Origin of the sequence: Kitasatospora sp. NPDC088160, from assembly GCF_044741445.1 — a bacterium.
Lineage (GTDB): Bacteria > Actinomycetota > Actinomycetes > Streptomycetales > Streptomycetaceae > Kitasatospora.
The window spans coordinates 285,579-297,580 of sequence record NZ_JBIUSS010000006.1; the positions used below are offsets into that span (position 1 = coordinate 285,579).

Here is a 12,002-nt window from a genome sequence, read left to right on the forward strand (position 1 = left end):
GAAGGGAGTGGCGTTCTGCCCTGGGTGAAGCCGTACGGGCCGCCCGGCCGGGCCCGTGGCCGTCGAACTCGCCACGGGCCCGGCCTGGTTCCACTACGCGTGCCGCGCCCCGCGCCGGCGCGCGACCACGACCAGCACGCCGCCCGCACCCAGCAGCGCCGCCGCACCGGTCACGCCGAGCGGCAGCACGCTGCCGGCCCCGGTGGTCGGCAGCGCGCCGCCGGGCCGCTCCTCGGGCCGGGACGGCCAGGCGCTCGGCGACGGCGGCGACGGCGGCGACAAGGACGCCACCGCCGCCACCGAGGACGACGTCGGGCTCGGCGGCGGGGTCGGCGGCGGGGTCGAGACCGCATCCGGCGACGACGGGGCCGCGCCCGAACCGGCCGACGGGAGCAGCCGGTTGACGACCGTCACCGTGATCCCGTCGTCCAGGGTCTCGCAGGTGAGCACCAGCGGCCCGAAGACCGCGACGGCCGGCGCCGCGTAGCCGTCGGGCGGGCTCACCTCCACCCAGTAGTACGTCCCCGGCCCGACGACGATCCGGCAGATGCCGTCCGCCCCGGTGGTGCAGGGATCGCCGACCGGCGAGTCCTGGTGCCCGCCGGCGGTCTGCGGCCAGCCGGGCCCGCCGTTCCAGCGCCACAGCTGGAATGTCGCCCCGGCCAGCGGCCTGCCGTCCTGGTCGTGCTTGACCAGCGTCAGCGCGCCCTCCTGCGGCCGGAAGCCGAAGTCGAAGGTGTGGTCGTCCTGGCCCGGCCCGCCGGTGGTCAGTTCCCGCTCGGCGTACGTTCCGCCCGGCGGGACGACGCCCTTGGAGTTGATGAACGGGTTGTCGCCGACGTCGTGCCGGGTGGGCACCCACTGGTACAGCGGGCCACCCTCGGCGAAGTCGGCGGGATTGTCCAGCCGGATCGTGTACTTGGTGTGCGGCTTGAGCCCGCCGTCCACGTTCGAGTCGTCGAAGTAGTACTCGCCGCGCGCCGTCGTCCGCGCCGTGCCGACGAGCTTCCCCGGCCCGTCGTACAGGTGGACGGTGGCGCCCTCTACCGGGCGCTGGCCCGGCTTCTGGATGCCCTTGTGCTCGGCGTCGTACCAGACCCGGTTACCGATCTGCAGCGGCGCCTGGTCGCAGAGCACCTCCAGGTCCCCCATCGAGGCGCCCTTGCCGAACGGCGCGGGCACGTTCGCCGGGTTGAGCCGCAGGCCGAACGCCGGGTCCTGCCTGCCGTCGCGCTGGACGAACGACGTGCCGTAGCCGAAGGCCGTGCTGTTGGGGTCGAACCCGGAGGTCCCGATGGTGTTCTCGACCTTGGACAGCGCCATCCCGGCGTAGGCCGCGTTGTGGTGGACGCCCATCCGGCTGGTGTCGAAGAAGCGGGCGCCCCGGGGCGAGAGCCCGCAGCCGGTGTTGGCGTCCAGCACGTAGGTGCCGCCGCTCAGGCAGGCCTTGTTCAGGTCACCGCCCGACAGCACCTCGCCCACCGCCGCGCCCGACCCCGACTGGCCCGTCGCCCGGTCGGCCATGCGGTCGCGGAAGGCCAGCAGCATCGAGCCGTCCGTCTCGAATCCGACCTCGCCCAGCTCCGGCTCCGGCTGCGCGCGGAAACCGGCGCAGGTCTGGCCGTTCTGCGTGGTCGGGTAGGTGTTCGTCCACGGGAACCAGCCCGCGCCGTCGCACGGGCCCGATCCGACGGTCGACTGGCGCGGGTAGTCCAGCGGCTGGTCCAGCACGGCCGCGCGGAACCGGCCGGTGGCCAGGTCGAAGGGCAGCACGACCGCCCGCAGGTCCGAGGCCTTGCCCGTCGACTCGCCCGAGCAGACCCCGCCGAGGTAGCCGACGCCGTCCTGGAGGCCCAGGCCGAACGGCCGCCAGTCCCCGGCCGAGGCGCAGCCCGGGTCCGGGACCGGGTAGACGCCCCTCGGCTGCGCGGCCGTCGGCGCGGTCGCGTCGTAGCGGTACAGCGTGCGGGTGTTGAGGTTGACGACGAACAGGTCCCTGCCGTCGTTCGTCACCTTGAGGCCGCCGAGGCTCTCCTTGCCCGGCGCGACGAGGAACGCGTCGTCCGTCCCCGGTCCGTGCGCCGTGCTGCCGGCGTCCGGGACGGTGGTGAACAGCGTGGTCCGCCCCTGCGCCGGGTCGGTCACGTAGATGCCGCCGGCGCCGCCGGGGCCGTAGTCCGTGGTGCGCTTGGCCGCCGCCGAGGAGAAGATCCGCCGGTCGGCCTTGTTCCACGCGATGCCGTAGAGCGTGCCCGTCTGCGCGTCGGTGGCGAGGTTCGTGACGTTGACGTCCACGCCGTCCTGGCCGCGCGCGCGGTACGGGAACGACACCAGCGTGCGCTGCGCGCCGCCTCCCCAGGTGGTGTTCTGGCAGGTCGTCACCAGCGGCGCGTTCTGCTGGCAGTAGTCCCCCGGGTACCACAGCCCGGTGGTGTACGAGACGTTCTTGCCGTCGGAGAGGTCGACGAACTCCTCGTTGGAGCTCAGCTGGTTCGGCGCGCCGTCCAGCCCCTGCCGCGAGGCGAACGCCGGGAACAGCACGCCCGGCTTCGGATTCACCACCTGCACCCGGTACGTGCCGCCGTGCTCCCGGCTCCGCGGCGGCGCCAGCGTCACCGTCCCGTCGGCCCCGGTGGTGCCCTCGACGTGGGCCCGCGCCTCGCCGGTGAGCGTCACCTTCACGCCCGCCAGCCCCGGCTCCAGCGCGGGCGTCCACACCCCGGAGGAGTCCACGGCCCGGATCACCCGGACCGTCACCGTCCCGTCCTCCGTCTGCGAGAACGCCGCCGGCGCCGTCAGCGCCCCGCCGCCGCACAGCGCGGCGGCGAGCACCGCGGCCCGCGCGACGCCCTTCCTTCTCCTTCTCGTCCCCACCTGATCCCCACTCTCATGGTCGGCGGACATCTGCCCGATCCGGACAGGACCCCCAGGAGAGCGACAACCGGTCGTCCACGTCCTGGTTTCGGGGCGCATTCACTGGTGTGTGTGACAGGTGAAGGGCCGGAAATCGCATCAAGTTCGGATACGACCGCACAAGTTCGCATACCGCAGGAGAAATCCCGATGCCCGGAGCGTCCGGACCCCCGCGGCGGAGCGGATCCGCAACTCCCCGCAGTCCCGCCCGACGGCGTCGACCACAACGCCCTTTACCACAACGCCGCCCCTGCCACGCCGCCGTTCCGGTGCCCGGACGCCGTCCTGCCCGGGGGGCCTTTAGGCCTGAAAGCCGCTATCCGAAGCCGGTGATCAAACCGTAGGAATGGCTCCACGGCCTGATCGGCCACCCACCCGTGATCAGAAGGAGCTTTCGCCCATGATCCGTCTTCGCACCTGTATGGCCATCGCCGGCGCCGCGGCGACGTTCGCCCTGACCGCCGCGCCCGCCCAGGCCGCCCCGGGCGACGTCACGACCTCGTGCGGAAGCGTTCTCACCCCGGCCGGCTACGTCGACGTGAGCTGGGGCTACAGCAGCAGTTGCGGCACGCAGAGCTTCAGCCCGAACATCAAGCAGATGAAGCAGCTCACCGGACTGCCCGTCGGCACCGTGGTCCAGGCCTGCTCCACCACCTACCCGCCGGCGGGCTGGGTCCAGACCGGCTCGTACTACACCAGCAGCTGCGTCGCCTGGTCGAACCCGAGCCTCAACAACAACGCCTGGCAGCTGAAGCGCGTCTCCTGACCGGGCGACTCCGCTGGGCCGGCACACCCGGGGCGCTCCCTCAGGAGCGGGGTGCCCTGCCGTCCGGGCCGCCGTCCGGGAGGCGGTCCCGGACGGCGGCGTAGGCGGGGCGCGGACGGCGGCCCGAAGCCCGACCGCCGCCGAGCGGCCAGGACCGGGCACCGGCATCCGGCACCCGGCGCCCTCGGTGGATCAGCTTTCGGACAGCTGCTCGCGCAGCACCGTGCGCAGGGTGACGGGATCGCGGCCGAGCAGGTCGGCCAGGGTGGGGTCGGTGGCGGCGAACTCACCGGCGCGGCTGGCGGCGAAGATGCCGAGCAACCGGTCGGCGGTTTCCGCGGGGACGCCTTGGCCCGTCAGCTGCGTGCGGAACTGGTCGTCGGGGGCGGTGGTCCGCGTGACGGTGCGGCCGGTGAGCTCGGTGGTGATGGCGGCGATGTCGTCGAAGGTGAGCGCCTGTCGGCCCGTGAGCGGCGGCGTGGGGCCGTCGAAGCGGCCTTCGTCGGCCAGGATGGCGGCGGCTGCGTCCGCGAGGTCGGCGTGCGCGGTCCAGGCGACCGGCCCGTCCGCGGGGAGCGCGAGCCGGCCGGACTGTGCCGCGTTGCCGAGGAAGTGCGCCGCGCTGGTGGCGTGGAAGCCGTTGCGCAGCGAGGTGAACGGCACGCCGCAGGTGCGCAGGGCCTCCTCGGTGGCGGCGTGGTCGCGGCAGGCCTGGAAGCGCGACGTCGCGCCGGCCCCCATCTGGCTGGTGTAGAGGATGCGACGGGCGCCCGCCGTGACGGCCGCTTCGATCGCGGTGCGGTGCTGCCTGACGCACTCCTCGCCCATCTTGTCGACGGAGACGACGAGGACCTGCGAGGCGTCCTCGAAGGCGTGCGCGAGGCCGGCGGCGTCGGTGAAGTTGCCCTGGCGTACCCGTACCCCTTGGTCGGCGAAGTTCTGCGCCTTCTGCGGGTCGCGGACGCTGACGCCGATGCGTGCCGCCGGTACGCGCGTCAGCAGCCTCTCGACGATCTGACGCCCCAGCTGTCCGGTGGCTCCGGTCACGATGATCATGATGTGCTCCCGTGTCGCGACGAGATGGTTCCAGTGGAAACACTTTCAAGGTATCGCCGATAATAACGATGGAACCAGTGGTGCGGTATCGTTGATTCATGCCATCGCCTTCACGCGACAGGGGCGGCGCCACCGCCACCGCGTCCACCATTGAGTCCGCCCCCGCCTCCCCGGGCCGGGAGCAGACCAGGCAGCGGGTCATCGAGGCCGCCATCGGACTGCTGACGCGCGGGGGCCGCGACGCGGTCACCACCCGCGCGGTCGCCGATGCGGCGGGCCTGCAGCCGCCGGCCATCTACCGGCTGTTCGGCGACAAGGACGGGCTGCTCGACGCCGTGGCCGAGCACGGCTTCGCCGCGTTCCTCGCCACCAAGCACGTCGACCCCGACCCCCGGGACCCGATCGAGGACCTGAGAGCCGGCTGGGACGTCGCGGTCGAGTTCGGTCTGGCCAACCCCGCGCTGTACACGCTGATGTACACCGAACCCACCGGGACCACCTCGGCCGCCTTCAAGGCCGGCATGGAGATCCTGATGGGCCGCATCCGACGCCTCGCCGTCGGCGGCTGGCTCCGCGTCGACGAGGAACTCGCGGCCCAGATCATCCACGCCACGGCGCGCGGCGCCGTGCTCACCTGGCTGTCCCTGCCCCGGGACCGGCGCGACCCGGCCCTGTTGACCACCCTTCGGGAGTGCATGGTCGCCGCCGTCACCAACCGGCAGCCGGCCGTGAACGAGCCGGGCCCGGCCGGCGCAGCCCGCGCCCTGCGCGCCGCACTGCCCGAACAGACGACGCTCAGCGGCGCCGAGCAGCATCTGCTGGGGGAGTGGCTGAACCGCCTCGCCGCCGACGGCTGACCACCGGCGGCTGGACCGGGCAACGCTACCCCGGCCCCGGTGTCAACTGATGGTGCACCACGTCTCGGACCGTCGCGAGCTGCCCTGGTGGACGGCGACGGAACGAGCAGCCCGTGGCCCCGAGCGCTCGGGACCGGCTCAGCCGCGCAGGTGGTTCAGCAGCGCGTCGCCCGCCGGATAGGGGCGCTCGGCGGGAAGGAGCTGCCGGGCGGCATCCAGAGCCCCGTCCCTCACCTGGGCCTGGACCGTGTGCGCGAGTGCGGTGACGTTGTCGATCGAGACGATCCACTGCTCCGCGTAGCGCTCGGCGGCCTCGCCGGCGAGGCCGCTGGTGCGGCGCTCGGCGGTCGCTGCGGCACCTGCGGTGAGCGCGTGGTGGAGGTGTTCCCGGGTTCCTCCGCTTCCCGGCGGTGCCGGCCGGCGGGTGCCGAACGGCCCGGGCCGTTCGGCACCCAGTGGCGGGGCACCGTCTTTTCATGCGTTTCATGCGGCGGCGGCGTGCGGCGAGCGGTGCGGCGGTACAGGCGCCGGATCACCCGATACAGGCGCCGGGGGGCGGGGGCCGGACAGATCCTGGACTATCTGGCGGCGCTTGCGCGACCCTGGCGGTGCCCGACGGCCGGGATCAGTTCTTCCACACGCCCCAGTAGACGTCGGCGTTGTCGCCGGAGCCGCTCTCACGGGTGGTGCGGAAGACGCTGCTGGTGCCGTTCTCGTCGTAGCTGTTGGAACCGGTGTAGGGGTTGGCCCAGTGCAGCTGGACGGTGTTGTTGTTGCGCCAGCCTTCCTCGCAGCCGTACGTGCTGAACGTCGCCCAGCCCTCGGTGCCGGTCAGGAACCCGTTGCTCTCCGACTGGAAGGTGGCGTCGCCGGTGTTCCCCAGGGTCTGCGGCGGCTCCTGGCCCTGCGTCCAGATGCCGTGGGCCAGAGCGTAGCCGGTCCGGTAGAGCGAGCAGCCGGTCCCGTTGTGCAGGTGGACCGTGGTGCTCCGGGCCGCCTGGGTGGTGGCCTGGGCGGTGGCCGGGGCGGCCTGGGCGGTGCCGGTGGCGATGGTGCCGAGCCCGATGGCGCTTACCGCGGCCAGCGCCGCGAAGCGTGCGGAGGTACGCATGGTTCCCTCGATTCCGTGTGCCTTCGGTGGGTGGCGCGGGCGGTGTCCCGCGCCGTGGTGAACGATGCGCCGCGCCGACAGACAAACGATGGACGGTGCGTCCCGCGCCGTTCACCGCACCGTTCGCAACGCCCGTCCATCGTTTGTCAGTTGGCGTGGCGTACGAGCACCCGGGCGGCCGCCCGTCCTGACGAAGGCCCCGGAGACGTCCTCCCTCACAGTGGAGTGAGGATGTCCTGGTCCGCCCCGTCGAGGACGAAGCCGTTGTCCAACCGGACCCGGACCGTCACCCGGTTCCCCCGTTCCCGGTGCGCGGTCCACTGCGGCTCCAGCGCGGCGATCTCCGCCTCCAGGCGCTCGCGGCTCGCCACCGGCATGGTGTGCCCGTAGTCCTCGAACAGCGCTTTGAGCCGCTGGTACTCGCGAACCTCATGGCTCTCCGGGAGTTCCCCGTCCACCCGCTCGACGGTGCCCTCCATCCCGGATCCCAGTGAGAGGAACCCGACGACGGCCCCGGGCTCCCCGGCGACCGCCTCACCGATCCCGAGATCCTCGGCCAACCTGACGCGCCGGCCTTCCTTCAGGGTCATCCGTCCTCTGCCTCTCCATCGATCGAGGCCGCCGGCGCCGCCGGCCCGCGGCCACGGCCATTATCCGCGGTCGCGTCACGGTGCACCCTCTCCCGCCTGGAGGGCGGCACCCGCAAGCCCACCCTGGAACTGCTGCTGCCGCTCACCGAGGTCCACGCCGTGCCCCTCGACGACCTCGTGGGCGCGCCTCGCATCCGAGCCCGCACCACCTGACCCGCGCCCCGGCCGGGACGGCCCTCATGTGGCCGGTTCAGGAGAAGTCGCGGAGCCGGGCCAGGGGTTGAGGCGGCGCGGGGTGGTGCCGGCCGATCGCGTCGAGTCGCCGGAGGCTTGTACGGTCTTCGGTGTCACGCCGAGGAGGTCATCGCGGCGGCGCAATTCCTGGGGGATGCATGAGGCTTCGACGGCCTGGTCGGTCGGATCGCTCGAACGGCACGCCGATCGTGGTGGCGTGTCTGCTGGCGCTGGATGTCGTCCTGTTCGCGGCCGTCCTTCAGGCCGCGCTTGGGCATGGACTTTGTCCGGCCCTCGGCGGACGTCAATGCGGCGCCCGTACTGCTGTCCCTCGGTTGGTCGTCGCGTTCACGGCGACATTGGTCACCGGCGGTCTGTGCCTCTGGCGGCGGCGCCCGGCGTCCGCAACCCTCCAGCTCGCCCTGGCCCTCCTGTTCGGCCTATCGGCCGTCAGTACCCACTGAGGGATATTCGGTGTTCTGCCTGCCCAAGAGGGCACAAGATGGTGCGCATGACTTTGGCCACCCCCGTTCTGCACACCGCTCGCCTGCGACTGCGCCCCTTCACCGACGCCGAAGCGGACTCCCTCCTCGCGCTGCACAGCAGCACCCATGTGATGCGCTATCGGGACTCCCCGCCGTGAACCGAACAGGCCCGCGCCGAGCGCTTCATCGCGATGTGCCGGAAGATGGCGGACGAAGGCACCGGGGCGCGGGTGGCCATCGACCGTGCTTCTGACGGGGCCTTCGTCGGCTGGTGCGGTCTGACCGGATGGAACCCGGACTACCGCAGCGCGTCGTTGGGCTACTGCCTCGACGATGCGGTGTGGGGCCACGGCTTCGCGGCGGAGACCGCAACCGCCGTGCTGCAGTGGGCATTCGACGCACTGGACCTGAATCGGGTGCAGGCCGTGACCGATACGCGCAAGGTGGCATCTGCCCAGGTCCTGGAGAAGATCGGATTCGTGCGTGAAGGGACGTTGCGGGAAGACTGCGTCGTGAACGGCGAGGTGTCCGACTCGTGGGTGTCCGGGTTGATCAGGCGAGAGTGGCGGCCCTCGACCGCGTCGGGCCGGTGACACGCGGGGGCATTGCTGCCACCCTGAGCGTATGAGTACGGGCCAGGCCCAGCCGCTGTGCACGGACGTTGCTCCACGGCCCCGGGAAGGCGATGCCGCCTCCCCGGCCCAACCGCCCACGCCCGTAACCCCCGTGGTCTGGTCCTACCGATCGTTGTTTCTCAGGGAGGCACGATGACCGGCCGAGTGATCTACGCGTCGTTCGAGTTCCAGTTCCCGCTGGGCGGCATTCGGGTGCTGAACCAGCAGGTCTCGCTGCTGCGGGCCGTCGGCGTCGAGGCGTTCCGCTGGACGCCCACGCCGGGATTCCGTTACACGTGGTTCGACGACGACGTGCCGACACTGTCCGGCATGACCTTGGACCTCGGACCCGAGGACGTGCTGGTGCTGCACGAGGTCAGCGTGGTGCCGGGCCACGACCCGGCGCCCGGCGGCCACAAGGTGATCTACTCGCAGGGGCACTACGTCAACTTCCTGACCTGCCCCGAACCCGGCCCGTATCCGGGATGGTCGGACCGGCCGGCTCTGTGGACGATCTCGAAGGCGGGCGTCGACATGTTCCGCCGCGCCCTGCCCGAGTTCGAACCGCACCTGGTGCCGAACGTCATTGACACCGAGTTGTTCCGACCGGCGTCGACCGAGCGGGTTCGGCGCATCGCGTGGATGTCCCGCAAGCGCCCGATCGAGACCACTCTGCTCCGCCGTCTGCTGCACGCCGACCCGCGGTTCGAGGGCGTGGAGCTGTCCGACATCCACGCGGTCCCCCACGAGGAGGTCGCTCGCGTCCTGTCCGACACGTCGGTGTTCATCGCGTTGGGAGCGCCCGAGGGCGAGGGCTTCGGATTGCCGCCGGCCGAGGCGATGGCCAGCGGCTGCCTGGTGACGGGTTACGCCGCCGGCGGCGGAGCGGAACTGTTCGACTCGCCGTCCGCGTGGCGGATCCCGGAGCTCGAAACGGATCGGTTGGCGGACAAGGCCCTTGAGCTGCTCGACCTGCCCGGCCAGGACGAGGTGCGGCGGGCGGGCCGTCAGTGGGTCGCCGACCGGTACACCACCCGGGCCGCCGTCGAGGCACTGATCGAGGGCATCCGCAAAGCGCGTGCCCTCCCTGGCGGGGCGGCGAAGGCCACCCATCCGGCCGCCTGGATGGAGGAGTTGTTGAGGCGCTTCCCGGTGCCGCCGGAGACGCACGCCCGGGTGGAACCACCGGCCGCTTCGTAGTCCTCCAGCCGGACTGCTCCGTTCCCGCCGGCCACCGGCCCGAAAGCGGGGAGCGACGGCCCGCACCAGCGCGGTGCAGGCCGTCGCCACCTCGCACGACCCCGTGCTCGGCGGGTGACGCAGCAGGTCAGGCCGGACGTCGGCCTGCCCACCCACGGCCCGCTGCGACAGGCTTCAGCGGGAGTGTTGCCGCACGGGCGAGAGGTGCAGTTGCTGCGGGGCGGAGTGCAGGTGTGTCGAGAGGTCCGGCAGGGGGGCGGTGTCGCCCGTGGTGAACCACACCAGGACGTCCTCGCCGGCCCGTACGGGCAGGGCGGGGAAGTCGTTCTCCGCGTGTTCGGTGCGGTGAACCGCCAACGGCGGGGTCCGGACGGCCAGTTCCGGGCGCAGACGCCGCTCGAAGTGGTCGGCGAAGGCGGCGGGGTCCAGGGGGTGGCAGATGGTCGCGACGACCGGTCCGGCGTCGGCCGGGGTGGTGAAGCCCGGGCCGCGCAGCAGCAGGACGTCGTCCGAGTCCACCATCGTCGCGTTGGCGGCGTCCCGGTGCTCCTTCCAGACCGGCCCGTAGTAGAAGGCGTGCAGTGCTCGTGCCCGCGACGCCATGTCCGGGAAGCTGCGCAGCCAGACGAAGCGGTCCGGGTCGTCCAGGTCCCGGAACCGGCCGCCGACGGTGATGCCCACTGCCTGCTGTCCGGTCACGAACTCCCGCTCGAAGAGGTCGATCAGAGTGTCGCGGGCACCTCGGTGCAGGGTGTACTGGCGCAGTTCGACGATGCTCACGAGGCGTCCTGCAACTGGACACGGCTGAGTTCCGTGACCCGGTCGAGCGCCCGGCTGTGTCCGCCGTTCACGGAGAACTCCTGCGCCCGGCTGTCACCGCCGGCCGGAACCCCGGTGAGTCTGCGGACGGCCATGCCCCGGGAACCGTGGAGGAAGTCGGAATCGATCATGGCCGCAGGCTAGAACCGGTCCACTGACACCTCCTGTCAGTGGATACTGACAGCTGTGCGCGCCAGCCGACTGATCTCGCTGCTCCTGCTCCTCCAGAACCGGGGAAGGATGACGGCCCAGCAGCTCGCCGACGAGCTGGAGGTGTCGGTCCGCACGGTCTACCGGGACCTCGAAGCGCTCGGCGCCGCCGGGATCCCGCTGTTCGGCGAGGCCGGTCACGGCGGCGGCTACCGGCTGCTCGACGGGTACCGCACCCGGCTGACGGGCCTGACCGCCGATGAGTCGCAGGCCCTGTTCCTGGCCGGGCTGCCCGGCCCGGCGGCCGAGTTGGGCCTGGGCGAGGTCCTGGCGGCCGCCCAGCTCAAGCTGCGGGCCGCCCTACCGGCGGAGCTCCGCGAGCGGGCCGGGCTGATCCAGGAGCGCTTCCACCTCGATGCGCCCGGCTGGTACGGGGACGTGGACGAGACGCCGCACCTGGCGGCCGTCGCGGCCGCGCTCTGGGACCGGCGCAGGGTGTGGGTCCGCTACCGGCGGTGGAAGGCGCCCACCGAGGTGGAACGGCGACTGGAGCCGTACGGACTGGTCCTCAAGGCCGGCCGCTGGTATCTGGTCGCTGCCGCGGGCGGTGCCAACCCGCGTACGTACCGGGTCGACCAGATCCTCGAACTGCTAGAACTGGAAGAGGAGTTCGAGATACCCGCGAGCTTCGACCTGGTTGCACACTGGCGGGACCGGCTCGCCGACTTCCATGCCCGACTGCACACCGCGGAGGCGACGGTGCGACTGTCGCCGCGCGGTGTCGCCCGGGGCCGCGAGCAGCTCGGCCGCGCGTTCGACCGGGCGGTCGCGGATTCGGGGGTGACCGAGGCGGACGGCTGGACCAGGGCGTCCGTGCCCATCGAGTCCCTTGGCCACGCCCACGACGAGTTCCTGAGACTGGGCACCGACGTGGAGGTCCTCGAACCACCGGAGCTGCGTGCCCGGCTGGCCGCGACCGCCCGCGCACTCGCCGACCGATACGGGGCCTGACGTGGGTGAATTCCCGTCCCTGTCCTCCGTCTCTGACGGGACGTGTGCCGGGTCGCCTGTCCGCCGGCCCGGGCCGGCCTGCCTGCCCGATCCGCTGGGCCGATCCGCTGGGCCGCACGGTGCGATGCGGTGCATCGAGGAAATCCGCTTGACCGTTCCGGCGGGGCCATTTGATAGTGGCCCAAACAGTCTGCGC

General features: G+C 72.1%; 11 protein-coding genes and 2 pseudogenes. 6 read left to right on the top strand and 7 right to left on the bottom strand.

What is annotated here, in order from left to right; genetic code table 11:
• Positions 1-93: 93 nt before the first annotated feature.
• Positions 94-2,904 (bottom strand): SdrD B-like domain-containing protein, encoded by a 2,811-nt coding sequence (locus ACIOGZ_RS11765; RefSeq protein ID WP_363627655.1) that lies wholly within the window; start codon positions 2,902-2,904, stop codon positions 94-96.
• A 409-nt stretch (positions 2,905-3,313) separates the two neighbouring features.
• Between ACIOGZ_RS11765 and ACIOGZ_RS11770 the strand changes: the two genes are divergently transcribed.
• A complete protein-coding gene (locus ACIOGZ_RS11770; RefSeq protein ID WP_363586909.1) occupies positions 3,314-3,679 on the top strand; it encodes a hypothetical protein in 366 nt (121 codons plus the stop codon).
• Between the two features lie 192 nt (positions 3,680-3,871).
• Here ACIOGZ_RS11770 and ACIOGZ_RS11775 read toward each other — a convergent pair whose 3' ends face one another.
• Positions 3,872-4,735: an NAD(P)H-binding protein gene (locus ACIOGZ_RS11775; protein WP_363586908.1), complete on the bottom strand. Its 864-nt coding sequence runs from the start codon at positions 4,733-4,735 to the stop codon at positions 3,872-3,874.
• A gap of 98 nt (positions 4,736-4,833) precedes the next feature.
• Here ACIOGZ_RS11775 and ACIOGZ_RS11780 point away from each other — a divergent pair, with 98 nt between their 5' ends.
• Positions 4,834-5,592: a TetR/AcrR family transcriptional regulator gene (locus ACIOGZ_RS11780; protein ID WP_363586907.1), complete on the top strand. Its 759-nt coding sequence runs from the start codon at positions 4,834-4,836 to the stop codon at positions 5,590-5,592.
• 138 nt (positions 5,593-5,730) lie between these two features.
• Here ACIOGZ_RS11780 and ACIOGZ_RS11785 read toward each other — a convergent pair whose 3' ends face one another.
• The 3 genes from ACIOGZ_RS11785 to ACIOGZ_RS11795 all read right to left on the bottom strand — a co-directional run bounded on the left by ACIOGZ_RS11785 (position 5,731) and on the right by ACIOGZ_RS11795 (position 7,293).
• Positions 5,731-6,048 carry a DUF4291 family protein gene (locus ACIOGZ_RS11785; RefSeq protein WP_400985832.1) on the bottom strand — a complete coding sequence of 106 codons (318 nt, stop codon included), beginning with the start codon at positions 6,046-6,048 and terminating at the stop codon, positions 5,731-5,733.
• 169 nt (positions 6,049-6,217) lie between these two features.
• Entirely contained in the window at positions 6,218-6,703 is a 486-nt protein-coding gene (locus ACIOGZ_RS11790) for a hypothetical protein (RefSeq protein WP_363586906.1), read from the bottom strand.
• Positions 6,704-6,918: 215 nt separating this feature from the next.
• Positions 6,919-7,293: a hypothetical protein gene (locus tag ACIOGZ_RS11795; protein ID WP_363623839.1), complete on the bottom strand. Its 375-nt coding sequence runs from the start codon at positions 7,291-7,293 to the stop codon at positions 6,919-6,921.
• Between the two features lie 21 nt (positions 7,294-7,314).
• Between ACIOGZ_RS11795 and ACIOGZ_RS11800 the strand changes: the two are divergent.
• The 3 genes and pseudogenes from ACIOGZ_RS11800 to ACIOGZ_RS11810 form a co-directional block, all read left to right on the top strand.
• Positions 7,315-7,485: pseudogene (locus tag ACIOGZ_RS11800) on the top strand (XRE family transcriptional regulator); the annotation flags it as partial.
• Between the two features lie 553 nt (positions 7,486-8,038).
• Positions 8,039-8,605: pseudogene (locus ACIOGZ_RS11805) on the top strand (GNAT family N-acetyltransferase).
• A gap of 174 nt (positions 8,606-8,779) precedes the next feature.
• The gene (locus tag ACIOGZ_RS11810; RefSeq protein ID WP_400985714.1) at positions 8,780-9,826 is read left to right on the top strand and encodes a glycosyltransferase; all 1,047 of its coding nucleotides are present in this window, start codon (positions 8,780-8,782) and stop codon (positions 9,824-9,826) included.
• A 174-nt stretch (positions 9,827-10,000) separates the two neighbouring features.
• Here ACIOGZ_RS11810 and ACIOGZ_RS11815 read toward each other — a convergent pair whose 3' ends face one another.
• Complete coding sequence (locus ACIOGZ_RS11815; protein WP_400985716.1) at positions 10,001-10,606, bottom strand: NIPSNAP family protein; 606 nt, start codon at positions 10,604-10,606, stop codon at positions 10,001-10,003.
• Complete coding sequence (locus tag ACIOGZ_RS11820; protein WP_363586896.1) at positions 10,603-10,776, bottom strand: hypothetical protein; 174 nt, start codon at positions 10,774-10,776, stop codon at positions 10,603-10,605. The genes ACIOGZ_RS11815 and ACIOGZ_RS11820 overlap by 4 nt, the downstream gene beginning before the upstream one ends.
• A 55-nt stretch (positions 10,777-10,831) precedes the next feature.
• Here ACIOGZ_RS11820 and ACIOGZ_RS11825 point away from each other — a divergent pair, with 55 nt between their 5' ends.
• On the top strand, positions 10,832-11,806 hold the full coding sequence (locus ACIOGZ_RS11825) for a helix-turn-helix transcriptional regulator (protein WP_400985717.1): 975 nt from the start codon (positions 10,832-10,834) through the stop codon (positions 11,804-11,806).
• Positions 11,807-12,002 lie beyond the last annotated feature (196 nt).

Bases quoted from the DNA above. Each gene is read 5' to 3' on its own strand.
- ACIOGZ_RS11790 (WP_363586906.1), bottom strand. From the start codon at position 6,703: ATGCGTACCTCCGCACGCTTCGCGGCGCTGGCCGCGGTAAGCGCCATC.
- ACIOGZ_RS11765 (WP_363627655.1), bottom strand. From the start codon at position 2,904: ATGTCCGCCGACCATGAGAGTGGGGATCAGGTGGGGACGAGAAGGAGA.
- ACIOGZ_RS11780 (WP_363586907.1), top strand. From the start codon at position 4,834: ATGCCATCGCCTTCACGCGACAGGGGCGGCGCCACCGCCACCGCGTCC.
- ACIOGZ_RS11810 (WP_400985714.1), top strand. From the start codon at position 8,780: ATGACCGGCCGAGTGATCTACGCGTCGTTCGAGTTCCAGTTCCCGCTG.
- ACIOGZ_RS11775 (WP_363586908.1), bottom strand. From the start codon at position 4,735: ATGATCATCGTGACCGGAGCCACCGGACAGCTGGGGCGTCAGATCGTC.
- ACIOGZ_RS11820 (WP_363586896.1), bottom strand. From the start codon at position 10,776: ATGATCGATTCCGACTTCCTCCACGGTTCCCGGGGCATGGCCGTCCGC.
- ACIOGZ_RS11795 (WP_363623839.1), bottom strand. From the start codon at position 7,293: ATGACCCTGAAGGAAGGCCGGCGCGTCAGGTTGGCCGAGGATCTCGGG.
- ACIOGZ_RS11770 (WP_363586909.1), top strand. From the start codon at position 3,314: ATGATCCGTCTTCGCACCTGTATGGCCATCGCCGGCGCCGCGGCGACG.